Origin of the sequence: Pseudomonas sp. (assembly GCF_035512415.1) — a bacterium.
Classification (GTDB): domain Bacteria; phylum Pseudomonadota; class Gammaproteobacteria; order Pseudomonadales; family Pseudomonadaceae; genus Aquipseudomonas.
Genome location: NZ_DATKDZ010000020.1, coordinates 38,539 through 59,913, shown reverse-complemented (window position 1 = coordinate 59,913; position 21,375 = coordinate 38,539). Strand labels below are relative to the sequence as shown.

At 58.6% G+C, this 21,375-nt stretch carries 16 protein-coding genes; 15 read left to right on the top strand and 1 reads right to left on the bottom strand.

The window, feature by feature from the left end; all coding sequences use genetic code 11:
• Nucleotides 1-28: 28 nt before the first annotated feature.
• The 11 genes from VMP31_RS10245 to VMP31_RS10195 all read left to right on the top strand — a co-directional run bounded on the left by VMP31_RS10245 (nucleotide 29) and on the right by VMP31_RS10195 (nucleotide 12,291).
• The gene (locus VMP31_RS10245) at nucleotides 29-784 is read left to right on the top strand and encodes an ABC transporter permease (protein WP_325506711.1); all 756 of its coding nucleotides are present in this window, start codon (nucleotides 29-31) and stop codon (nucleotides 782-784) included.
• 10 nt (nucleotides 785-794) lie between these two features.
• On the top strand, nucleotides 795-1,574 hold the full coding sequence (locus VMP31_RS10240) for an ABC transporter ATP-binding protein (protein ID WP_325506709.1): 780 nt from the start codon (nucleotides 795-797) through the stop codon (nucleotides 1,572-1,574).
• 42 nt (nucleotides 1,575-1,616) lie between these two features.
• The gene (locus VMP31_RS10235) at nucleotides 1,617-4,775 is read left to right on the top strand and encodes a glycosyltransferase (protein WP_325506707.1); all 3,159 of its coding nucleotides are present in this window, start codon (nucleotides 1,617-1,619) and stop codon (nucleotides 4,773-4,775) included.
• Between the two features lie 17 nt (nucleotides 4,776-4,792).
• Nucleotides 4,793-6,766, top strand: coding sequence for an HAD family hydrolase (locus tag VMP31_RS10230; RefSeq protein WP_325506706.1), 1,974 nt, complete (start codon nucleotides 4,793-4,795; stop codon nucleotides 6,764-6,766).
• Nucleotides 6,763-7,731: a glycosyltransferase family 2 protein gene (locus tag VMP31_RS10225; RefSeq protein ID WP_325506704.1), complete on the top strand. Its 969-nt coding sequence runs from the start codon at nucleotides 6,763-6,765 to the stop codon at nucleotides 7,729-7,731. Before VMP31_RS10230 ends, VMP31_RS10225 begins: the two co-directional genes overlap by 4 nt.
• Nucleotides 7,732-7,756: 25 nt before the next feature.
• Entirely contained in the window at nucleotides 7,757-8,422 is a 666-nt protein-coding gene (cysC, locus tag VMP31_RS10220; protein ID WP_325506702.1) for an adenylyl-sulfate kinase, read from the top strand.
• A 288-nt stretch (nucleotides 8,423-8,710) separates the two neighbouring features.
• Nucleotides 8,711-8,926 (top strand): DUF1127 domain-containing protein, encoded by a 216-nt coding sequence (locus VMP31_RS10215; RefSeq protein ID WP_325506700.1) that lies wholly within the window; start codon nucleotides 8,711-8,713, stop codon nucleotides 8,924-8,926.
• 309 nt (nucleotides 8,927-9,235) lie between these two features.
• Nucleotides 9,236-9,442 carry a DUF1127 domain-containing protein gene (locus VMP31_RS10210; protein ID WP_325506698.1) on the top strand — a complete coding sequence of 69 codons (207 nt, stop codon included), beginning with the start codon at nucleotides 9,236-9,238 and terminating at the stop codon, nucleotides 9,440-9,442.
• Between the two features lie 82 nt (nucleotides 9,443-9,524).
• Nucleotides 9,525-9,842: a DUF2388 domain-containing protein gene (locus tag VMP31_RS10205; protein ID WP_325506696.1), complete on the top strand. Its 318-nt coding sequence runs from the start codon at nucleotides 9,525-9,527 to the stop codon at nucleotides 9,840-9,842.
• Between the two features lie 179 nt (nucleotides 9,843-10,021).
• Nucleotides 10,022-10,342, top strand: a complete 321-nt coding sequence (locus VMP31_RS10200; protein WP_325506694.1) for a DUF2388 domain-containing protein — start codon at nucleotides 10,022-10,024, stop codon at nucleotides 10,340-10,342.
• A gap of 23 nt (nucleotides 10,343-10,365) precedes the next feature.
• Entirely contained in the window at nucleotides 10,366-12,291 is a 1,926-nt protein-coding gene (locus VMP31_RS10195) for a DUF4105 domain-containing protein (protein WP_325506928.1), read from the top strand.
• Nucleotides 12,292-12,585: 294 nt separating this feature from the next.
• Here VMP31_RS10195 and VMP31_RS10190 read toward each other — a convergent pair whose 3' ends face one another.
• Nucleotides 12,586-13,572 carry a LysR family transcriptional regulator gene (locus tag VMP31_RS10190; protein ID WP_325506692.1) on the bottom strand — a complete coding sequence of 329 codons (987 nt, stop codon included), beginning with the start codon at nucleotides 13,570-13,572 and terminating at the stop codon, nucleotides 12,586-12,588.
• 144 nt (nucleotides 13,573-13,716) lie between these two features.
• Here VMP31_RS10190 and VMP31_RS10185 point away from each other — a divergent pair, with 144 nt between their 5' ends.
• From VMP31_RS10185 to VMP31_RS10170, 4 genes are all read left to right on the top strand, one after another.
• Entirely contained in the window at nucleotides 13,717-14,496 is a 780-nt protein-coding gene (locus VMP31_RS10185) for a response regulator (protein WP_325506690.1), read from the top strand.
• Nucleotides 14,497-14,693: 197 nt separating this feature from the next.
• Entirely contained in the window at nucleotides 14,694-16,991 is a 2,298-nt protein-coding gene (locus tag VMP31_RS10180; RefSeq protein ID WP_325506688.1) for a hybrid sensor histidine kinase/response regulator, read from the top strand.
• Entirely contained in the window at nucleotides 16,988-19,300 is a 2,313-nt protein-coding gene (locus VMP31_RS10175) for a TonB-dependent receptor (protein WP_325506686.1), read from the top strand. The genes VMP31_RS10180 and VMP31_RS10175 overlap by 4 nt, the downstream gene beginning before the upstream one ends.
• Before the next feature lie 293 nt (nucleotides 19,301-19,593).
• On the top strand, nucleotides 19,594-21,366 hold the full coding sequence (locus tag VMP31_RS10170; RefSeq protein WP_325506684.1) for a ShlB/FhaC/HecB family hemolysin secretion/activation protein: 1,773 nt from the start codon (nucleotides 19,594-19,596) through the stop codon (nucleotides 21,364-21,366).
• The last annotated feature ends 9 nt before the right edge of the window (nucleotides 21,367-21,375 follow it).

The following is a 21,375-nucleotide window of genomic DNA, read 5'->3' as shown; positions in this document are numbered from 1 at the left end:
GCCCTATTTCAATCAGGCCAGCATCTAGATGAATTACCGGGAAGTTCTGTGGTACGGGGTTTATAGCGACCTGCGTACGGAGATTGCCAGGCGCTTTCTTGGCTTTCTCTGGTGGATCATTGAGCCGGTCATGTACATGGCGGTCTTCTATGTGGTGTTCGGCATGGCCCTGCGCCAGGGCGGTGACGATTATGTGCCATTTCTGCTCAGTGGGATGATCGCCTGGAAGTGGTTCGATGGCTCGGTGCGCCAGGCCAGTGTATCGATTCCGATGAACGCCGGCCTGGTGCAGCAAATCTATGTTCCCAAGTTTCTATTCGGCCTGATTCAGATTTTCAGCAACACCTTCAAGTTTCTGATCGTGCTGCTGCTGCTTCTAGGCTTCTTGCTGGTGATTGGCAAGAGGCCTTCGCTGCACTGGTTTGGCTTGCTGCCGATCATTCTCAGCCAATTGCTGCTGATCACTGCGTTCGGCTTGTTGCTGGCGGCGTTGATCCCCTTCGCTCAAGACCTGAAGCTGGTGGTGGATAACCTGCTGATGCTCATGATGTTTATGTCGGGCATTTTCTTCAGTGCCGACAGCGTGCCGGAGTCGATGCGCTTTGTCTTTGAGCTTAATCCGATGGTGCTGGTGATCGGTGCCTATCGTGCCGTTTTACTGAGCAACCAATGGCCTGATTGGTCCGACCTCTGTTATGTGCTGTTATTGGCGCTGCCGGTGCTACTGGTCGCTGCTCTGGTCCTGCGACGTAACGAACGTCGTTACCCGAAATTGATGCTCTGAAGGTGCAAGTATGAGTGGCCAGGTCGTTTTCGAGGCGCGCAATGTCGGCCTCTCCTATCGGCAGCGTGCGGGTGTGCTCAGGTTCAACAATTTCTGGGCTTTGGATGACGTAAGTTTCACCCTGCGAGCAGGCGAAACGCTTGGGGTTATCGGTGCCAATGGTGCGGGCAAAAGCACCTTGCTACGGCTGATTGCCGGGATCACCGATCCTGATCGTGGCCATTTATGGCGTCATCCCCACAAGACGGCCAGCCTGCTGGCCCTGAATGTCGGCTTCAAGCCCGAATTGTCGGGGCGCGAGAACGTTGTGATTGGTGGCTTGCTGCTGGGTCTGCGGCTCAAGCAGATCAGATCGTTATTAGACAAGATTCACGAGTTCAGCGAGCTTGGCGACTTTTTCGAGCGCCCGGTCGGTACCTACTCCACGGGTATGCGCGCACGCTTGGGCTTTGCGGTCGCCATCCACGCCGACCCGGATATTCTGCTGATCGATGAGGTGCTCGGGGTCGGTGACCAGAGCTTCAAAATCAAGTCGCATGAAGCCATGAAGCAGAAGATCGGCTCAAACAAAACGGTCGTGCTGGTTTCCCATAGCATGGAAGCCATTCGTGAGCTGTGTGACCGGGTGCTGTGGATTCATGAGGGTAAAAGCCTTCTTTGCGGCCCATCCGATGAGGTTATTAACGCTTATCTGGAGGTCGTACGCCAAGCCGTAAAGCAGGCCAACCAGATGGCCAGAGATGCAGTAAAGCCAAGCCTTCGACCTAGTCAGGCTGCGCTCAATCAATAACAAGAGGGGGAATACCCCCAATAGCCCACGTTCGAGGTGAGCATGAGTGTATCTGCCAGTAAAGTCCTGGTTGTGCTGGGTATGCACCGCAGTGGCACCAGTGCCTTGACCCGAGGCTTGCAGGCTCTAGGCGTGGAGCTGGGTGGCAATCTGATGCCTGCCTTTGAAGGTAATAACAGCAAAGGCTTCTGGGAGGATCTGGAGATTGTCGCCATCAACGACGCCTTGCTGGAGCAATGCGGACAGAGTTGGCACAGTCTTGGCGATCTCGGCCGGTGTGATTGGGCTGCGCTGCTGGCAAGCCCCTATGGGCAAAGAGCCACCGATTACCTGGCCCAGCAAGTCGAGCGTTATCGTCTTTTTGCCTTCAAAGACCCGCGAATGGCGCGACTGCTGCCATTCTGGAAACTGGTGTTCCAACGATTGGGTGTGACGCCGGTTTTTCTTATTGCCAGCCGCAATCCGATCAGCGTGGCCTTGTCGCTTGAAAAGCGCGATGGTTTTCCTGCCGAGAAAAGTCACCAGCTGTGGCTTGAGCACTGTTTACCCAGCTTGCTGGAAACCCAGGGCTATAAGCGCCTGGTGATCAGTTATGACCGATTGCTGGCCAGCCCCCGTGAGCAGTTGCTGCGCATAGCCCGTCTGGGTGGGCTCGAACAACCTTCAGAAGCAGATTTGGTTGAGTATTCCGAGAGTTTCCTTGATGAACAATTGCGCCATTCACATTTCTCCGTGGAGGACATGCACGCTGCTCCTGGCCTGCTCGCCGAAATCCGGTTGTTGTTCGAGTTGCTCGAGCAACTGGCAACTGATGAGCAGGACTTGAACGATAGCAATACCAGTGAGGCATTGAATAATCTGATGCTGCAGTTGCAGAGCTATGCGCCACTGCGCACCTTGTTGGCTATGCAGGCGCATAACGTTGCGGACCAGCAAAGGCAGATCAGTCTGCTGGAGCAGCAGTTGCAGCAAGCCGTTAGCCATCACGCTAATGAGCTGGCGCAACAACATGCAATGCATGCGCAGCAATTCCAGGAGCAAGAGGAGCAGTTGCAACGGCAGGCCACTCAGCAAGAGGAGGCTATGCAGCGCCAGGCCGCTCAGCATGCGGAGCAAGCACAGCTGTCCGCACAGCAGAAAAAGCATCTGGAGCATCAGGTTGCAAGCCTGCAACAAGATCTGTTGAGTACTCACGCCAGCATGGCAGAAATACGCAGCTCGACATCCTGGCACCTGACCCGGCCGTTGCGCGCAGCCGGCAGCTTCGCCAAGCGCCTGGTCGGCTGGTCTCGGCGCTCGCTCAGGTCCATCGCTCGCGCGCTCTACTTTCGCTTGCCGCAAAGGTTCCGCGCACCTCTGCTTAATTGGGTGTTTAGCCGCTTGGGGTTTCTGTTCCGGAATTCGATTCACTATGAGAACTGGCAACGGCAGCAGCAGGTGAGTCGCGCCGAGGGTATCCAGGGGTTATATGGGCTGCTTTATGAGGCCGGTGCGGAGTCGCCATCCGCTGGTCGTTATGCGCTGGAGCAGTCCTCCGCTAGCCAATACTGCTACTTGCCACCGCGGCGTACGATCAGCATCGAGCAGGCATTATCCGGATTTGCTCGCCATCCCTTGATTTCAATTATCACGCCGGTATACGGCGTTGCCCCACGTTATCTGGAAAAACTTATCCAGTCCGTAGAGCAGCAGTGGTACTCCAATTGGGAGCTAATTCTGGTTGAAGATGCCGGGCCCAATGAAGAGACCCGACGCTTTATGCGAGGGCTTGATGACCCGCGGATCAAGGTCAGATTCCTTGAGCAGAACGGCGGTATATCCCATGCCAGCAATATTGCCCTAAGCATGGCCCAGGGCGAGTATGTCGCCTTTCTTGACCATGACGACGAGCTGACACTCGACGCATTGTACGAAGTTGTAAAGGTCATTAATGAGCATGATCCCGACCTCATTTATAGCGATGAGGACAAGATTGATGCGACGGGGAACTTCAGTGACCCCTTTTTCAAGCCGGGATGGTCGCCCGATGCGCTGATGAGCATCATGTATACCTGTCACCTGTGTTGCATTCGGTCACGTCTGGTCGAGGCGGTTGGCGGGTTGCGCCTTGGTTATGAGGGGGCTCAGGATTATGACCTTATCTTGCGAATTACCGAGCAGACACCACGCGTCGTGCATATTCCCAAGGTGCTTTATCACTGGCGCATACTGCCCTCATCAATCGCCTCAAGCATAGATGCCAAACCCTACGCCAGTGATGCAGTTCGCCGCGTCAAGGAAGACGCACTGCAGCGCCGAATGCTTTCTGGTTGCGTTGAGTCCGTGGTCCAAATGCCTGGACAGTTTCGCATCAACTACCGGCCCGTAGGCACCCCGCTGGTGTCGATCATTATTCCAACCCGTGACAACTACTCGATCGTGCGGCAATGCATAGAGTCCATTCTGGAGAAGACTCGCTACGGAAACTACGAAATCATTCTTATGGATAACCAGAGCGTCGACGAGGACGCTCTGGCGTATTACCACAGCCTGGACCTGCTTCCGCAGATACAACTGCAGCACTATCCTCACCCATTCAACTATTCAGCCATTAACAACTTGGCGAGTCGTTATGCGACGGGCGAGTTTCTGCTCTTCCTCAATGATGATACGCAGGTCCTAGAGGGCGATTGGCTGGAGCGATTGCTCGGTTTTGCACAGCTTGAGCATGTCGGCGCAGTGGGGGCCAAGCTGCTTTTCCCCGGTTCCGAGCGGATTCAGCATTGCGGCGTATTGAACCTTGCCGATGGCCCTGGCCATGCCTTCTACAACGCGCGCAATGATATGCCGTTGTACTTCGGGCGCAATATTCTCGATTGGAACTGGCTGGCGGTAACCGGTGCCTGCCTGATGGTGGCTCGCCATAAGTTCGAGTCTATCGGTGGTTTTGATGAAGCGCTGCCCATTGCCTATAACGATGTCGACCTGTGCCTGGGGCTGCATCGGGCTGGTTGGCACAATGTGGTGTGTTCTGCTGTAACGCTAGTGCATCACGAGTCAGTTTCCCGTGGGATTGACCACGAGGATGCCGGCAAGCTCAAGCGGCTTGGCCGCGAACGTCGCAAGCTGTTTCATAAGCATCCTGGCTATTTCATGCGTGACCCCTATTACAACAATAATCTTCACCAGAACAGCGTCGACTTTCTGGTGTTGAACTACTGACAAGAGAATCAGGTGCTATGGAACGCTATCAGCTATTGCTGGAAGAGTTTGACAGGATACTGCCCGCTGTCCGGGCTGTTTCATTTGATGTATTCGACACCCTGCTTGTCCGTGTTCTGCATGAGCCGGAAAATCTGTTTGATCTGATGGGGCATCAGTTGGCTGATCGAGGCTTTGCCGAGCAGCGTAAAATTGCCCAAGCGCATGGCTTTAAACAGATGGCTCGGGAGGGGCGCAAAGAGCTGACGCTGGCTGATATTTATGACAACTTGAGCCACGCGCAGCATGACTCCGCCGTATTAGCTGAGCTGGAGCAGAAGCTTGAGCATGCAGTGATACGGCTTAACCCCGAAGTCGTCGCGATGTTTGACGAAGCTCGGAATCAAGGCAAGGTCGTGGTGCTGACCTCGGATATGTACCTGCCGCAGACATTCTTCGAGCAATTGGCTGAGCGCCTCGAACTAAGCGTCGATCATCTTCTGGTCTCCAGCGCATGCGATTGCACCAAGCGAGATAAGGGCGAATTATTCGACCTGCTAAAGCAACGGCTCGGACTCGCTGGCGAGCAGATCCTGCATATCGGTGATAACCCGCTTGGCGATGTACAACGCGCCAAGGAAAAAGGACTGCACACCCTGCACTACCGTCCTCCAGCCTATGCTGCGCAGGTGCTCTTCGACGCCTTGCCGGCTGTTGCTACAAGCGCCTACCTCTGTGCCGGTCTTGCCCGTTATGCCTGCTACCAAGACTCCAAAAACCCCTGGTACCGCCTGGGGTGGCAGTATGGTGGCCCGTTGCTGCATGGGTTTCTTGACTGGATTCAGAATGAAGTTCGCGATGAAGGCATTGATCGTCTGCTCTTTATTTCCCGCGACGGCTTCCTCTTGCATCAGCTTCATCAGCAGCATTCGGTTGGAGCCGTGGAGGCTCGGTACATGCGCGGGTCGAGAGTTGCGTTCACTATGGCCGCGCTCTCCGAGCAGAATTTCCTTGAGTCGGTAACCTTTTTCCTTTCCGGTGCCGACAACATCACGCTGGAGGATCTTTTTACCCGTATCGGCGTTGAACTGCCTGACGCTAGCGTGCTGAATCCCCTGGGTTTAAGCGCGACTACACGCATTACTCCGTGCACCCGTAAGTCAGTCGGGCAGTTCCTGGTCGCCATGCGCCATAAAATTCTCCAAGTAGCCAGGGAGACGCGGCGCGGTCTATATCATCACCTGCTGGAGTTGGGGCTCACCGATGGCATGCGGGTGGCCTTTGTCGATGTTGGTTGGAGTGGTACCACGCAGAAAGCTTTTGAGCGTGCCTTGGAGGGGATGTTTGAACTCGATGTGCAGGGCTACTATCTGGGCCTTTCAGAACCGGCCGCGAGCCTCTCGCAGAAAACCGGTCTGCGCCTGAAAGCCATGAGCGAGACGCTCAGGCTGGACGACAGAAACCGTGCGCTGTTGTACGACAATCGAGCTGTAGCCGAGCTGTTTTTCTCTGCGCCCTATGGCACGACTATCGGGTACCGCCAGGATGCCGAGGGGCACTTATTCTTTGTCGAGGATTGTGAGCGCGGCATCGATTACGACATCGGCTTGCTCGTTGAGTCGATTAACCAGGGCATTAGCGACTATGTCGCGGACGCGGAGCAGCTGCTGCGAACATTGGCATTGCCAATCGAACGATATCTACCGATGCACAATCTCCTGCAGTTGCTGGGTCGACCTTCGGCTGAGCAAGCGGCTCTTATAGGTCGAATCTATAACTGGGATGCCTGGGCGAGTAGCGAAGGCTACCGCATCTACTTTGCCGCCCGGCCCGAAGAGTCGACAAGCCATTGCAAACCGGATTTATGGCCTGCGGGGTGGCAGGTTGTGCGTTCCTTGCCCCCGGAAGCATTGCTGCGCGTGGGCTGCTTGAGCGCCCCGCAAGATAATCAGCCGGTGCCGGTTGTCGAGGCTGCAGCAGTTCGGCGCGCTGTTGAGGTGTCCGCTCAATGAGCCAGTATGAAGATTGTCGTGAACGTTCTGCTGCTGCCCGGAAAGAGTCTCCGACGGTTGCGATTCTGCTGTCCACGCACAATGGTGCCCGCTATTTGGCACAGCAACTCGACTCAATCATCAATCAGTCATACCCACACTGGCAGCTTGCCGTGTCCGACGATGGTTCGTGCGACGGCACGCTGGATATTCTGCTTGAGTATCAACGCCGGCTTGGCCACGAGCGCCTGACGATCCAGCCAGGCCCCTGTCTGGGGTTTTATGCCAACTTCTTGTCTTTGGTACTGGACGGGACGATCACTGCAGACGCCTATGCATATTGTGACCAAGATGATCTCTGGCATCCCGACAGATTAGAACGGGGCCTGGAGTGGCTGGCAGGTGTGCCGGCTGGATTGCCGGCACTGTACTGCGGCCGCACGCGCTTGGTTGATGAGCGAGGCCAGTATTTGGGACAGTCACCCTTATTCGATCGCCCCCCGACCTTTATCAACTCCCTGGTACAGAGCCTGGCCGGTGGCAACACCATGCTGTTTAACCATGCCGCCCGCGGCCTGTTGATTGATGCAGGTCAGCTACCGATTGTTTCTCATGACTGGTGGACATACATGCTGGTCAGTGGGGCTGGCGGGCAGGTTTACTACGATAAGACGCCATCAATTGACTACCGCCAGCACGGGGGTAATTTGATCGGTGCCAATTCCAGCCTGAGCGATCGCCTTTACCGGCTGCGCCGGATGTTCGCAGGCCATTTCAAACAGTGGAACGACATCAACATTGAGTCGCTGCGGTGTTGCCAGCATTTGTTGACCGACCAGCACCGCGAAGTGCTGCTGACGTTCGCGATGGCGCGGAAAAAGTCTCTTCTGTTGCGATGCCGTGGAGTTTTGAGGTCTGGGGTATATCGCCAGACGTTGTTGGGTAATCTGGGCTTGGTAGCCGCTATCCTGCTCGGCAAAATTTAAAGAACTGGCACAAAGGATCACCTAAATGTCCCGCCTCCCTGAAGCGACAAACCTGGTCTGGCAGACTGCCGGCGTGACTCCGGAAGCCCGGGTGCAATTACTCCGGCAGCGCCCGGTCACCCTGTGGATGACCGGCCTGAGTGGCGCGGGTAAATCGACGCTGGCATTTGCCCTGGAAAAGCGCCTGATCGAGCTCGGGCATGCCTGCTTTGTGCTTGATGGTGACAATGTGCGCCACGGCCTGAACGCTGACTTGGGTTTTTCCCCTGAGGCTCGTGCAGAGAACATACGGCGCATCGCCGAGGTTGCCAAGTTGATGAATGCTGCCGGACTGATCGTCATCACCTCGTTTATCTCACCCTATTGCGAGGATCGACGCATGGCACGCACGCTGATCGGTGCTGACGGCTTTCGTGAGATCCATATCAGTACAACCCTCAAGAGCTGCGAGCAGCGCGACCCTAAGGGGCTTTATCAGAAGGCCAGGGCCGGGTTGATCAGCGAGTTCACTGGCATTTCGGCCCCCTATGAAGCCCCCGAGGAGCCCTGCTTGAGTCTTGATACCTCTGAATTGCAGGTGGAAGAGTGCCTGGAGCGCTTACTGGGGGTGCTTTGGCCTTTCATTGGCGAATCTGCGAGTCACCACAGTGCGAACTCGGCAGTTCTGGCGGATCAGGCGAGTAAAAGCTGAACAACAGGTCAGCGCATTCGGCTAATCAATTTGAAACTGTATCGGTATGGTTCAGCTGCAGATCGATTATATTTCAGTGATATATCCTGAATTTTTTGATTGCTCGTGCTGATTCGCTAATGGCAGGTACAGTTGCTGTTGGAATTTGCGTAACAGTTACAAAGCAACCTATCTATTAGCTCTGCAATTTAGTTCAGCTGTGACTATTGAGTGTTGTGCGGCTGGAGGAATATAGGCATCAAGTTACAGCAGCCCCCCAGAACCGCCACAAGCGGAAGGATGACCACCATGGAACGTACACTCAGTTCCGACCTGTTTTTCGATCACAGCCAAGCCAATAACGTAAGCGCCCTGCCGCTGCGTATGTTCAGCACCCTGATGTTATGGCAGCGCCGCGTTGTTAGCCGCCGCCAGCTTGCCCGCCTGGATGCCCGCCTGCTGGCCGATGCCGGTATCAGCGAAGCGCAGCGCCATGCCGAGCTGAGCAAGCCCTTCTGGCGTTGATTGTCGCCAGACACCGATTTCATGCTCCTCCCATTTTTTGGGACTTTTGAAAGCTCCATCGCCCTTGCGCGTTGGGGCTTTCTTTTTATGCCCAACCATCCTTGACGAACACCCTTCGGGCGGTCGCCGCGCGACGTCAGCATTGCTCCCGTCAATTGCTGATCTGTAACAGTCTGCAGGCGGGAGACCGGTACAGTTTGCCTAAGTAGTCGACTGCACCCTGACAATTTCCCAATGCTGTGTCTGCCGCTTGCTCCTGTAGCCGCGCACCATAGGTTGCCATTCCGGGTTTAAGACAAGGAAAGCACCATGGAGCGCCTACTCAAACGCCAACCCTCAGCACAGCGCCGGCCTGCTCACTCACTCTGGTTAAGGCTTTACGCCACCCTCTTGCACTGGCAGCGCAACATGCGCACGCGCCGCCAATTGGCGCGCCTGGATGCGCGGCAGTTGGCCGATGCAGGGATCAGCGAGGCGCAGCGCCAGCAGGAGTTGGCCAGGCCGTTCTGGCGTTAGGTGAATTAGCGCAACCAAGGGAGTTGGACAAGGTCTACACTGGAGTCCGACCGCCTGTCGGTGATTTTTTAGGAGCTCTAGCATGACTTTCGTACGCATTATCAGTCTTGGCGCGCTGCTGACCCTGGCCGGCGCCGCGTCGGCCAGCAGTTTTGTAGTAACCACCGACTCCCTGGTTTCGGGGCTGGCTGCTTCAGCGGAAGCCACTTCCGATATTTCCTCCTCGCTGCGCGATAGCAAGGTCGTGCTCGCTGCGCGTGACGATGCTGCCAGTTTCGTCGCCAGCCAGGGCAGCATTCGCGGCGTGCAATTGGAGGCGGCGCTGCAGCATATCCGCCAGCAAGCGCCACAGTTGCAAGCGGACGATCTGCAGTTGGCTCAGGCCATCCTCAGCCTCTGAGTCGGGTGCTTGTAGCCGTGACGTTAAAGCCCTCCGAGGGAGTTCTCTCTTTTTCCCTGTTGAGCCCGTGCGCCGTGCTGGCAAGTGGCCTTAATTTTTCAGGATGCTGGAACTGAGTCCATTCAGTTGCCGTCCAAACAACGTCCTACCTGCTGTTTTGCTTTTTCTAGGAGATTGCCATGCATCGTTCCCTGCTTAGTGCTGTAGCCGTTGTTGCCCTGTTCGCCGGCAGTGTCCAGGCGCAAACCCTGGTTGCCAGTAGCAACGTCGTTATCAACGCGGTAGCCCGCTCCTTCAACTTCACCTCGGATACCACCACCTCGATTCGCGATTCGAAAATCGTCCTGGCTGCCCGTGACGATGCTGCCAGCTTTGTCGCCAGCCAGGGTGCCATCCGTGGTGTGCAGCTGGAGGCCGCCCTCGGTGCCATCCGTAGCAGTGTGCCCGAAGCTCAGGGTGCCTCCGATCTGGTACTGGCCGAAGCCATCCTGGCGTTGTGAGTTTGCCGCGTGCCTGGCTGTTGATGCTGGCGTTATTGGTCAGCGTCGGCAGCCAGGCCGAACTACGCCTGGTACTTACCGCCAGCGACCTGAGTCCGGCCGAGCGCCGGGCCACTCAGGTGCTGCTCGACGAGGCCATGCAGGCCCTGCCGCCACGCTTCAAGCAGCAACTGGATCGACCGATAAAGCTGCGTTGGCGCGAACTGCCGCCTGAGGTTTATGGTCGTGCCGGGCGCTTTAGTGGTATCGAACTCAATGCTCTGCTGCTGCCGGCCCTCACCGATGGCAGCGCCGCCACTGCGCGCACCGCTCGCCCCCACGGCAGCGTGCGCCGCGAGCTGCTGGCCACGGTGCTGCATGAGCTGACCCACCTCTACGACCGCGCCCAACTCTGGTCGCCTGCGCAGAAAAGCCTGCTGCAGCATTGTCGTCAGCGCCTCAATAGCCACGGCCCGGTGGGCTTGCCCGAGAGTTGTCGCGGCCAGACCGCGCGGCGCTTTAGTCTTAGCGACGACCCTCAGCTGCTCGATCTGGCCGGCTGGCCGCAGCGGGTTGGCAGCCGTGGCCAGCGTGAAGCGAATAATGGCCAGCTGGCGCGCAGCCCCGACAGCTACGAACTGAGCAACCCGCGGGAGTTTGTCGCGGTGAATATGGAGTACTTCCTCCTCGACCCCGACTATGTCTGCCGCCGCCCTTCCCTGGCGCGCTATCTGGCGAGGCACTTCGCCTGGACGCCGCCCGATCAGGCGCAGTGCGATAAAGGCTATGCCTACCTGAATGCCGGCCGCGATTTTGCCCGTCAGCCCCTGGGCAAGCTGGAGCCGGCGCGGGTCTACGCCGTCGACTACCTGCTGGCCGAGGCCAACGATGCCTGGGCCAGCCGCTGGGGCCATAGCATGCTGCGTCTGGTGATCTGCGCGCCCGGCCGGCCCCTCGGCGAAGATTGCCGGTTGGACCTGGACCAGCATCTGGTGTTGTCCTACCGCGCCTTTGTCGGTGACGTGCAACTGTCCAGCTGGGATGGCCTGACCGGTGCCTACCCCTCGCGGTTGTTCGTGCTGCCGCTGGAGCAGGTGGTCGAGGAATACACCAAGATCGAGCTGCGCAGCCTGGCCTCGATACCGCTGCAGCTGACCCGTAAGCAGCTGGAAGGCCTGGTGACCCGCGCCGCCGAACAGCACTGGAGCTATGACGGCGACTACTACTTCATCTCCAACAACTGCGCGGTGGAAACCCTCAAGCTGCTGCGCAGCGGCAGTCAGCATCCGCGTTTGCAGGCGCTCGACAGCATTATGCCCAATGGTCTGCTCGATAGCCTGCTGGCCCGCGGCCTGGCCGACGGCAGCGTGCTGGATGACCCGCAAGAGGCCCTGCGCCTGGGCTATCGCTTCGACTCCTTCCGCGAGCGTTACCAGGCCATGTTCGCGGTGCTGCAGCAGCGTCTGCCGATTGAGCAGGTCCGGGTGGAGGACTGGCTGGAGCAACCCGCCACGGCGCGCCAGCCCTGGTTTGCCAAGGCCGACCTGCGCGCCAGCGCCGCGCTGCTGCTGCTCGAGCAGGCGGCCTTGCGCCGTCAGTTACTGCTGGCCCAGGAGGAACTCAAGCAGCGCTACCTCAGTGGTCGCGCCGGTCAGGAGGCGAGCCTGGACAAGGCGGGTGGCGCGCTGGAGCAGATCCTGGCCAATAGCGGCTTTCTCAGTCGCCCGGCGGAGCTGCTCGAGGGCGGCTATGGCCTGCCGCAAAGCAGCGAATGGCAGCGCCTGGAGGCCGAAAGCCGCAGCCGTCAACAGCACTTGCGCCGGCTTAGCGACGACCTCGATCAGGAGGTGCGCAGCCTACTGGAGCCCCAGCGCCTGGCCGAACTGGAAGCCAGCGAAAACAACCTTGCGCAGCTCGGCGCGCACCTGCGCGGGCTGCACAAGGCCAGTGGCGGCTTGATCCTGCCGTAAGAATGAAGAGGGGCTGCCGCGGGAATAGATCCGCTCGCGACCTGGGCAGCGACTCCAGGGCAATGCGCCAGGCCTTATTCGTAGTCTGGATAAGCCTTGGCGCAATCCGGGAAACATACAAAAGCCAAGGCTGCGCAACGGCCTGTCGCGAGCACCTGTTCAAGCAGCTTACGTCCCCGGACTGCGCTGCGCTTGTCCGGGCTACCCCCGTTATCGGGCCGCTGCTACAGGGTTCTTTTCGGCAGATGTGGCGGCAGGTCGGCTGCCGGCGTAGCGCTTATCTATCGAGCCAAATCAGCTGTTGTCATCCATCACCGCGGATATTCCAGCAAGCGGCCGAATGAGGAGCTCATCGCGAAGATGCTCAACCAATGCCCGGGTGGTGGGTGTGATACTGCGATAAGGGTTAGTCAGCATATACAGCACGCGTGCCTGCGGATGCTCTTCCGGACAAGCTCGGTGCAAATGCCCAGCACGTAGGTCGCTTATGCAGCTGTGCAAGGGGACGCAGGCCAGCCCGAGGCCTGCTCGTGCGCCGTTGAGCAGCGATTGCCAGTCTCGGGCACATAGCGCCGCTTTATGCAGCTCCCTCTTCTTGTTGGCGAGCATCCAGGGCAACAGCTGATCGACGGAGGCGAGGGTCAGAAGATTCAGGTCGTCGACATCGTCCAGTAGCTGAGGTTGTCCCAGTCTGTTGAGGGTCTCTGAACTGCCTACGATTACCATCTCAAGGCGGGCAAGCGCTCTTGCGACTAATTCAGTGCTGTCGCTCGGCACGCTGCATAGGCTCAGGGCGAGATCCAAGCCATTGGTCGCGAGGTCGACTTCACCATCAGCGGCAGTCAAGCAAAACTCGATAGTGGGGTAGCGGGTTTTGAATGAGCGAAGGCAGTGGTACAGCCATTCCGATAGCACCGTAGGGGCGCTTAGATGTACGGGGCCGCTCGGGACGCCATTGGCATTTCTTACTGCCCGCTCGACTGCTTCTGCGGCACCGAGCATGTCGAGGGCGTGACGGTATATGCGTGAGCCGATGGGGGTGAGATGCAAGGCTCGCGGCTTACGAATCAGCAGCTGCACATCCAGGCGTTTTTCAAGTTGAATGATCCGCCTGCTCAGGTTGGATTTCGCCATTCCGGTACGCTGGGCTGCTGCCGAAAAACTCCCCGCCTCGACCACGCGAACCAGCCAGTACAGGTCGGTCAAGTTAGCCGCTTGCAAGGTGGCTTGGCGCTGTGGCTTTTGGGACGACGCGTGGTCGTAAATGGGACGTTGCATCATGTTTATCTATAGGGCTTTGCGTTATCTTATCGGCCTCTTGTTACTCAGCCTTTTGTTGTGGCGGATAACGCTTTTGCTCGCAAGGAAGGTGTATCGACCTATCACTGGTCGTCTGCCGAACCCATGTCATGGATGGGCGTAGTCATGCAGAACAACTTTAATAGTGCACCGCACATTCTCGTCATCGACGACTCCCCCGAGGAGCTGCGGGGGCTGGTGGCCCTGTTGGGCCGACAAGCCTGGCGCTTGTCCATGGCCAGCGACGCCCGCCAAGGCTACCAGCGTGCATTGGCGCTCAAACCCGACCTGATCCTGCTCGATGTGCGCATGCCCGGTATGGATGGTTTTACCCTGTGTCGCCTGTTGCGCGAAGCGCCGGCGACTTGTCGCGTTCCGGTGATCTTTCTGACATCCGCCGGAGCTGTCGACGAACGACTCGAGGGGTTGTCGTTGGGTAGCGTCGATTATGTGCTGAAGGAGTGTAATCCCCACGAGATTCTGGCGCGCATCCGCATTCACTTGCAGTTGGCGTGGCGAGAAACCGTAGCCGCGCAAAGCCCAGAGGACAGCGAACCGGCTAGTGGCGACGAGGTGATGCTGCGCGCGGCCATGCGCTTGATTGCCCAGCATCTTGAGCAGATGCCGTCGTTAGCGGAGATTGCCCGCAACGTGGGTACCCATGAAAAGCGCCTGTCGAGCATCTTTCGTGAGCACCTGGGTTCTACGGTTTTTGCTTATATCCGTGAAGCCAGGCTGCGCCGGGGGCAGGAGCTGCTCGCCGAGAGTGCCATGGATATTCAGGACATTGCCGATCAGGTCGGATTTCGTAGCGCCTGCAACTTCACTACGGCGTTTCGTGAGCGTGTCGGTATGACGCCAAGCCACTACCGCCAGCAAGCCCAGAACAAGGGCTCGGTGCCTTGAGCTGCCGAAGAGCGGGGATGCAAGGGATACCGTCTACTCGCACGATGATTCACCTCGTCCACTCGTTGCACCCTCGCCCTTCTCCGTTTTCGCCAGCGCCGCTGACCTACAGACGCTGGCTGAGCGGCTGTTTACTCTTGCTCATGCTCCTCGGCAGCCCACTGGTCTGGGCTGTTGACGCTTGCCGGACGTCGCAGGTGGATCTGGCACCGCAGGCGCAGGTGTTCGAAGATGTGGATGCGCAGTTGGATGCCAGGCAGGTAATGGCGTTGCCTGCGTCACGATTTCATCCCGCGACGGCCGAGCGGCTTAGCCAGGAGTACAGCCATTCTGCCTACTGGCTACGTTTCGAGCTTAGCAATACCCATGCTGAAGCATGTCGACGCTGGCTCACAGTGGGAGAGCCTCGGCTACACGATATCCAGGTGCATGTCTTGCGCGCAGGGCGCTGGTCTCGGCAGGTCGCGGGAGCGGCTTATCCGTTGGAGCAATGGCCGGTTGCCGAACGTCAACCAACCTTTGAGTTGAGCCTCAAGCCTGATGAGCATATCCAGGTGTTGGTGCGCGTGACCACTCCGACCCATTTTTTGTTACGACCCGTGCTATGGGGGGGAACGGCGCTGTTGCAAGAGCGTCAGCGGGTATCGCTGATTGATGGCATCACCCTGGGCATCGTGCTGCTGGTGGTGCCGTTCAGTCTCATCGTCGGCTGGATAGTACGTTCGCGCTTGCTTGCCGTTCATGCGGTAACAGTGTTCGGGTACGTTCTGGTCACCATCGTTTCCAGCGGCTACCTGATCTTCTGGCCGCCGTTGTTGGCGTGGAGCTTACCGCTGCGGGCCGCGCTGGGCATCATGGCTTTCATGTTGAGTCTGGCTTATACCCGTGAGCTTCTGCAGGTGCGTCAACTGCCTGCTCTATGGGGCTGGTTGTACAACCTGCTTCTGCTCGCATTTGTGTGTGCAGCTGCCTGGGGGTTGCTGATCGATTCGGTCGTGGGGCGACCTTTGGCCGAATGGTGTGTCCGTATATCCGCCTACATACTGCTGCCTGCAACGCTGTTCGCCGCATGGCGGCGAGGCCTGGAGCTCAGTTGGATGGCATGGGCCGTACCAGGTCTGCTACTCGTGCAGTTCGTGGTGCGCTATGTGCTGCAATTGGACGCGCTGCCCATGCAAACGGGTGCGAGGGTACTCAGCTTGGCATCGACGTTACCGGGTGTGGCCATTCTTGTGTGCACGCTGATCACCGAGGTCGTGCGCAGTCGACGCCGTGAGCGGCATGCACTCACGGCCTTGGAGTGGCAGCAGAAGGCAGAGCAAGAGCGCCTGGAAAGTACGGTTGCGATCCGTACCGGGCAGTTGCGCGAATCATTACGGGCACGTAGTTCGCTCATGGCGCGCATTAGCCATGATCTACGCTCGCCGTTGGTCAGCATCATTGACTATGCGCGCCTGGCGCAGGCAGGTGTAGCGCAGGATTTTCCACGCAAAGTGGAGCGCAATGCACGACAACAGCTAGAGCTGATCGATGAGCTATTGGAGTTTTCCCGTAGTGAATTGCAGCAGCTTGAGCTGATCCACGCGCCCGGTTATCTCTACGGATTTCTACACGAGCTGGAGGAGGAGGCTGCGTTTCTGGCCTCACGCCAGAACAACCGCTTCAAGTGCTATTTTGCAGATGACTTACCCGCGCTCGTGCGTGCCGACTTTCGCCGGTTGCGCCAGGTGTTGCTGAATTTGCTGGGCAATGCGGCCAAGTTCACCCATGACGGGTTGATCGTTTTTGAAGTAAGCCATCAAGACACCCCTGCTGGGCAGGTACTGCTGAGTTTCAGCGTTCGCGACAGCGGCATCGGTATCGATGCACAGGCGCGTGATCGACTGCTCAAACCGTTCCAGCGGGGCCATGGGGTCGAAGGTTATGACGGTAGCGGGCTCGGTTTATCCATCGTTACCCAGTTGCTGCAGGGCATGGACAGCGAGCTGGAGCTGCAGCGGTTGGAGCCAGCAGGCAGTCGTTTCAGCTTTCAGTTAGCCCTTGATCGTGCCAGTGAGGATGAGCTGGAAAACAACTTTGTCGAAAGTCACGGTACGCACATCGACGGTGACGGGCGCCGCGTTTTGGTAGTCGACGATTTGCCGCAGAATCGCGACTGGTTGAGTGATTTGCTATCGGGCTATGGCTTCGATGTGCAGGTCGCGCAGAGTGGTTTCCAGGCTCTGGAATGTCTGCACCTTGAGTCGTTCGATCTGTTGATCTCCGACATGCGCATGCCGGGTATGGACGGCTGGGAGTTGCTTCTCGCAGTGCGTAGCAATTGGCCCGATCTTCCCGTGCTGTTGTACTCGGCGGTGCCCGCGTTGCGCCCTATGGGGATGCCGACCCACCTGCGCTTCGATGCAACCCTGCTCAAGCCCGCATCGAGTAACGATCTACTCAGCCGTGTCGATACATTGAGCCAGGCAGGGATCACGCGCCGGGAGCTTTCATGAGCCGCGCTCGGGCGGCGCTCTGCACCCTGGTGAGCTTGTTACCGGTCTGCGCCTTGGGTGAATCGGAAGTGCTGCAGCTCGGTGATGTCACGGTCAGTGCACGTCACCGTGATGAGCCGCTTCAACAGGTGCCGATCAGTATGATTGCAATGGATGGCGAGCAACTGAGCGAAGCGGGTCTGGATCGCCTTGACGCGCTGGCACAGCGTATTCCGGGGTTAATGGTGAGTGCGCCCAACCCACGCTATACAGCCTTCGGCATCCGCGGTCTTGGTTCGAGTTCGGCCAATGACGGGCTGGACGGCAGCGTGGCGGTGTATGTCGATGGGGTCTATCTGGGGCGCCAGGGCATGTCGTTAGTCGACCTCGGTGACATTGAGCGTGTTGAAGTGCTGCGCGGCCCACAAGGTACCTTGTATGGCAAAAACGCCACGGCGGGCGCGATTAATCTATCGAGCCGGGTACCCAGCTTCATCAATGAGGGGCGGGGCGAAATCAGTGTGGGGCAGGATGGGCTGCGTCAGTACCGCACAAGCATTTCCGGGCCACTGATTGACGACGTGTTGGCCGCACGCCTGAGCCTTTACGATGTTGCCCGCGATGGTGACATCGACAACCTCTACAACGGCAAGGTGCTCAACGAGCAGGATCGGCAAGGGCTGCGAGGGCAGCTGCTGTGGGAGCCGAATGAGCGTTTCAGTGCAAGGCTGATCGGGGAATATGCCGTGCAGGACGAGAGCGCGGTGCTCACGGCGAGTCACATCAGCCCGACGACCCTGCGGGGCGCGGCCTTCGTGGGTTATCAGCCGCTGCCTGTCGCGCCTTTTGCTCGACGTGTAGAGCATAACGACCCCAGCGGTCTTGAGACGCTACAGCGTGGTTTGACGCTGCTGCTGGAAAACCGCCTGGAGAATGGCGCGGTCCTGAGCAGCATCACCGGCTATCGCGACTGGGCGTACGACAGCTATCACGATGCCGATAGCACGGCACTCTCGGTGGCCCGTTCGGCGGTGCAGCTCGACCACCACCAGTTCAGCCAGGAACTACGTCTGGCGCAGACGATCGATGAGCAATTCGATTACCTGCTTGGGGTCTATTACCTGCGTCAGCGTCTGCAGCGTGAAATCGATGCGACCTTTGATCGCGACGCCGCTGGTTTCTTTCTTGGCGGCCGCCCGGAAATAACTGCGCTTGGCGTCACCCCCGACATGGTTGCACCATCGTTGTTGCAGGGTGCTCGCCAGCATTTTCGGGGCGGACAGAATGGCGATAGCCAAGCGGTCTTTGGCCAATTTACCTGGCACCCGAGCGACCGTCTGGCGATCACCCCTGGCCTGCGTTACACCCGCGAGCGCAAGAGCGGCACTATCACTCGGACGGTTAGCGGTTTGGCCCCGCAGGGAACGGATCTGGTGTCGCGGTTGGGTGGGGGGCTATTGCGTGAGGTCGCTCTGGGTGGCGACTACGAGCGGCACAATCGTGTGACAGAACATAACCTGTCGGGCCAGTTGGCATTCAGCTACCAATTGAGCAATGAGATGGTCGGGTATGCCACCTGGTCGAGAGGTTATAAGGCGGGTGGCATCAACCTCGAGGTCACCGGTGACAACATTGCCCCGGTATTCGGTGCCGAGCGGGCAACGGGGCTTGAGGTGGGTATCAAGAGCCGTTGGTGGCAGGAGCGTCTGCTCCTCGATGTGGCGCTGTACCAGACGGATGTCGATGACTACCAAGCGCTCAGCAACAGCGAGCCGGCCAATGAGTTTTCGCCACCGTTGCGCGATAGCCTCATCAATGTCGGTAAGGTTCGCTTGCGCGGGGTCGAAGTGGACGGGCGCGTGCAATTGAACGGACAGGTGCAGTGGCACCTAGGGCTCGCGTTAAGCGACGCACGCTACCGCTCGTTTGACAATGCCCCCTGTGCGCCTGGAAGCGAAAGGTGGTCATGTGATCTGGCAGGTAAGCGGCTATTCAATGCGCCGCAATGGAGTGTTGCGACCGGGTTCAAGTACCGCAAGCCACTGGCGCTCGGCCTGGAGCTGTTCGGGGCGGTTGATTACAGCTGGCGCAGTGGCTACTACGGTGTGCTGGAGCGAGGCGTCGGCAGTTACCAGCCGGCTTACGGTCTGACCGATCTGCGCCTGGGCCTAGGGCGCGCCGATCAGCGCTGGGCTGTCGAGCTGTGGGCGCGAAATCTGTTTGATCAAGATTACGCCAGCGCCGTGCATGCGACTCTCGGCTCCGGCAGCTATGGGGTATTGCCCGGGACGCCACGCAGCCTTGGCGTGACCTGGCGAGGGCAGTATTGAGCGGTTGTGAACAACTCCCGCGTCCCTACCCTTTGACCACCCCTCCCAGTAATTCTTCCTAGCTATATCGCGGCAATCTGCACGCTTTGGCAGCGCGCGGTATGGCGTTGCCATGGGCTGTAGATGCACCGTTTGTCACTGTTTTCAAGATTGAACGGTTTTATCCGCTCCGGCAAAACCCCCGTCCGGTCATGCAAAATCGGGTGGTTAGTGGCGTAAGTAGACTCTGCGGGCTCTTCATCTGTCGGGCTGAGGCACGGTGGGTGGTTTCCCTATTTTTATGGAGTTGTACGATGCCAGTTCCTTACAAGGATTGCGTTCGCGCGGGCAAGCATCTGCTGTATTGGGCCGTCGCTCTGGCGGGTTCCAGCGCTGCCCCGTTAGTGCTCGCGCAGAATATTCCCGATGCCGGGCAGTTGCTGAACGAGCACCAGCAGACGCTACCGTCCGAGCCTCGCTCTACCGAGCCACCGCCGGCCTTCGAGCTACCCTCAGACACCAGTCGTCCGGCAGATTCCGGGCTTCGTGTGCAGCTCAAGGAAATTCACTTCAGTGGTGATACCGAACTGGCGGAAGTAGAAAATCTTCAAGAGCTGGTCAAGCCTGTCCTGGGAAAGACGCTCGATCATGCGGGTCTGCAGCAGTTGGTTGACAGTCTCACCCGTTACCTTCGCGGACGTGGCTATATCCTGGCTCGCGCCTACCTTCCCCGTCAGGATCTGACCGAGGGCAAGTTGGAGATCGCCCTGGTTAAGGGGCGGCTGCAATCCGGCACCTCACGCATCGAACTGAACGGCAATACCCGCAGCAGCCATGAGCGCTTGCAGGGAATCGCCGATGCTGCACTCCCTGAAGGTAAGGTGCTGCACGCGGAGGATCTGGAGCGGGCCTTACTGCTGATCAATGACCAGCCCGGCGTCAGTGCCCAGTCTGCGCTCGAGCGTGGCACCGAGCCAGGCACCAGCCGTCTGTTGATAAGCGCCAAGCAAGGTGCCCTGGTCAATGGCGGGGTTTCGGCGGACAACTATGGCAACCGCAGTACCGGTATTGCCCGAGCCAATGCGCAAATAAGCCTCAACGACCCCCTGGGTATCGGTGACCAGCTGAGTATCGGTTTGAGCAAAAGCACTGGCAGCGACATTGTTGGGGGTTCTTACAGCGTGCCGTTGACAGCCTCCGGGCTGCGCCTGAATGCCGCAGGCTCTTATCTGCGCTATGAGGTGGATCAGGAGCAGTTCCGTCCGCTGGATCTGCACGGTACTGCCCGTAGCGGTGCGCTGGGGCTTAGCTATCCGTTGATTCGCTCGCGCCTGCAGAATCTCAACCTGTCCGCCACTTATGAATACAAAGCGCTCGAGGATCGTGGCCTGGGTGCCAACCTGCGTGATCGTGAGCTGGATAATTTTATCGTTGCCATGAGCGGTAACCGTTTTGACAGTTTCGCCGGTGGCGGTGTGACGGATGCCATGCTGGCATTGACCTTTGGTGAGCTTGACCTGTCCGGTAACCGCGACGATCAGTTTGCCGACAGTGTCGGTGCCCAAAGCGACGGTAGCTTCCATAAGCTCAACCTGCGGCTCTCGCGCTTGCAGAGCCTGGGGGCCGCTAGCCCGTGGACGGTGTTCGGCGGCGTTTCTGCACAGTGGGCCGGTGACAACCTCGACTCTTCGGAAAAATTCCTGCTGGGTGGTCCCTCCGGTGTACGTGCCTATCCGGTCGGCGAAGCCTCCGGGGATCATGGCTGGCTGGCCACCCTCGAGCTGCGCCGCAACCTCGATCTGAATCTGCCAGGCGTCACGCTGCAGGGCCTCGGGTTCTTCGACACCGGCCGTGTCTGGCTGAACGAGAACCCTTGGCCGGGCTCGATCAACAATGCGGGCGAGACCAACCGCTATGACCTGCATGCCGTCGGCCTGGGTGCCAACCTGTGGGCGGGCGATTTCAGTTTCCGCACCGCGGTGGCGCGCACGCTGGACAACAACCCAGGGCGGAGTCAGTCCGGGCTGGACGCGGATGGCCGTGCCAGCGACTGGCGCGCCTGGGTCCAAGCCTCATACGCATTCTGATCAAACCCG

Bases quoted from the DNA above. Each gene is read 5' to 3' on its own strand.
- VMP31_RS10190 (WP_325506692.1), bottom strand. From the start codon at position 13,572: ATGATGCAACGTCCCATTTACGACCACGCGTCGTCCCAAAAGCCACAG.
- VMP31_RS10185 (WP_325506690.1), top strand. From the start codon at position 13,717: ATGCAGAACAACTTTAATAGTGCACCGCACATTCTCGTCATCGACGAC.
- VMP31_RS10175 (WP_325506686.1), top strand. From the start codon at position 16,988: ATGAGCCGCGCTCGGGCGGCGCTCTGCACCCTGGTGAGCTTGTTACCG.
- VMP31_RS10215 (WP_325506700.1), top strand. From the start codon at position 8,711: ATGGAACGTACACTCAGTTCCGACCTGTTTTTCGATCACAGCCAAGCC.
- VMP31_RS10245 (WP_325506711.1), top strand. From the start codon at position 29: ATGAATTACCGGGAAGTTCTGTGGTACGGGGTTTATAGCGACCTGCGT.
- VMP31_RS10235 (WP_325506707.1), top strand. From the start codon at position 1,617: ATGAGTGTATCTGCCAGTAAAGTCCTGGTTGTGCTGGGTATGCACCGC.
- VMP31_RS10195 (WP_325506928.1), top strand. From the start codon at position 10,366: ATGCTGGCGTTATTGGTCAGCGTCGGCAGCCAGGCCGAACTACGCCTG.
- VMP31_RS10225 (WP_325506704.1), top strand. From the start codon at position 6,763: ATGAGCCAGTATGAAGATTGTCGTGAACGTTCTGCTGCTGCCCGGAAA.
- cysC (WP_325506702.1), top strand. From the start codon at position 7,757: ATGTCCCGCCTCCCTGAAGCGACAAACCTGGTCTGGCAGACTGCCGGC.
- VMP31_RS10170 (WP_325506684.1), top strand. From the start codon at position 19,594: ATGCCAGTTCCTTACAAGGATTGCGTTCGCGCGGGCAAGCATCTGCTG.
- VMP31_RS10210 (WP_325506698.1), top strand. From the start codon at position 9,236: ATGGAGCGCCTACTCAAACGCCAACCCTCAGCACAGCGCCGGCCTGCT.
- VMP31_RS10230 (WP_325506706.1), top strand. From the start codon at position 4,793: ATGGAACGCTATCAGCTATTGCTGGAAGAGTTTGACAGGATACTGCCC.
- VMP31_RS10200 (WP_325506694.1), top strand. From the start codon at position 10,022: ATGCATCGTTCCCTGCTTAGTGCTGTAGCCGTTGTTGCCCTGTTCGCC.
- VMP31_RS10205 (WP_325506696.1), top strand. From the start codon at position 9,525: ATGACTTTCGTACGCATTATCAGTCTTGGCGCGCTGCTGACCCTGGCC.
- VMP31_RS10240 (WP_325506709.1), top strand. From the start codon at position 795: ATGAGTGGCCAGGTCGTTTTCGAGGCGCGCAATGTCGGCCTCTCCTAT.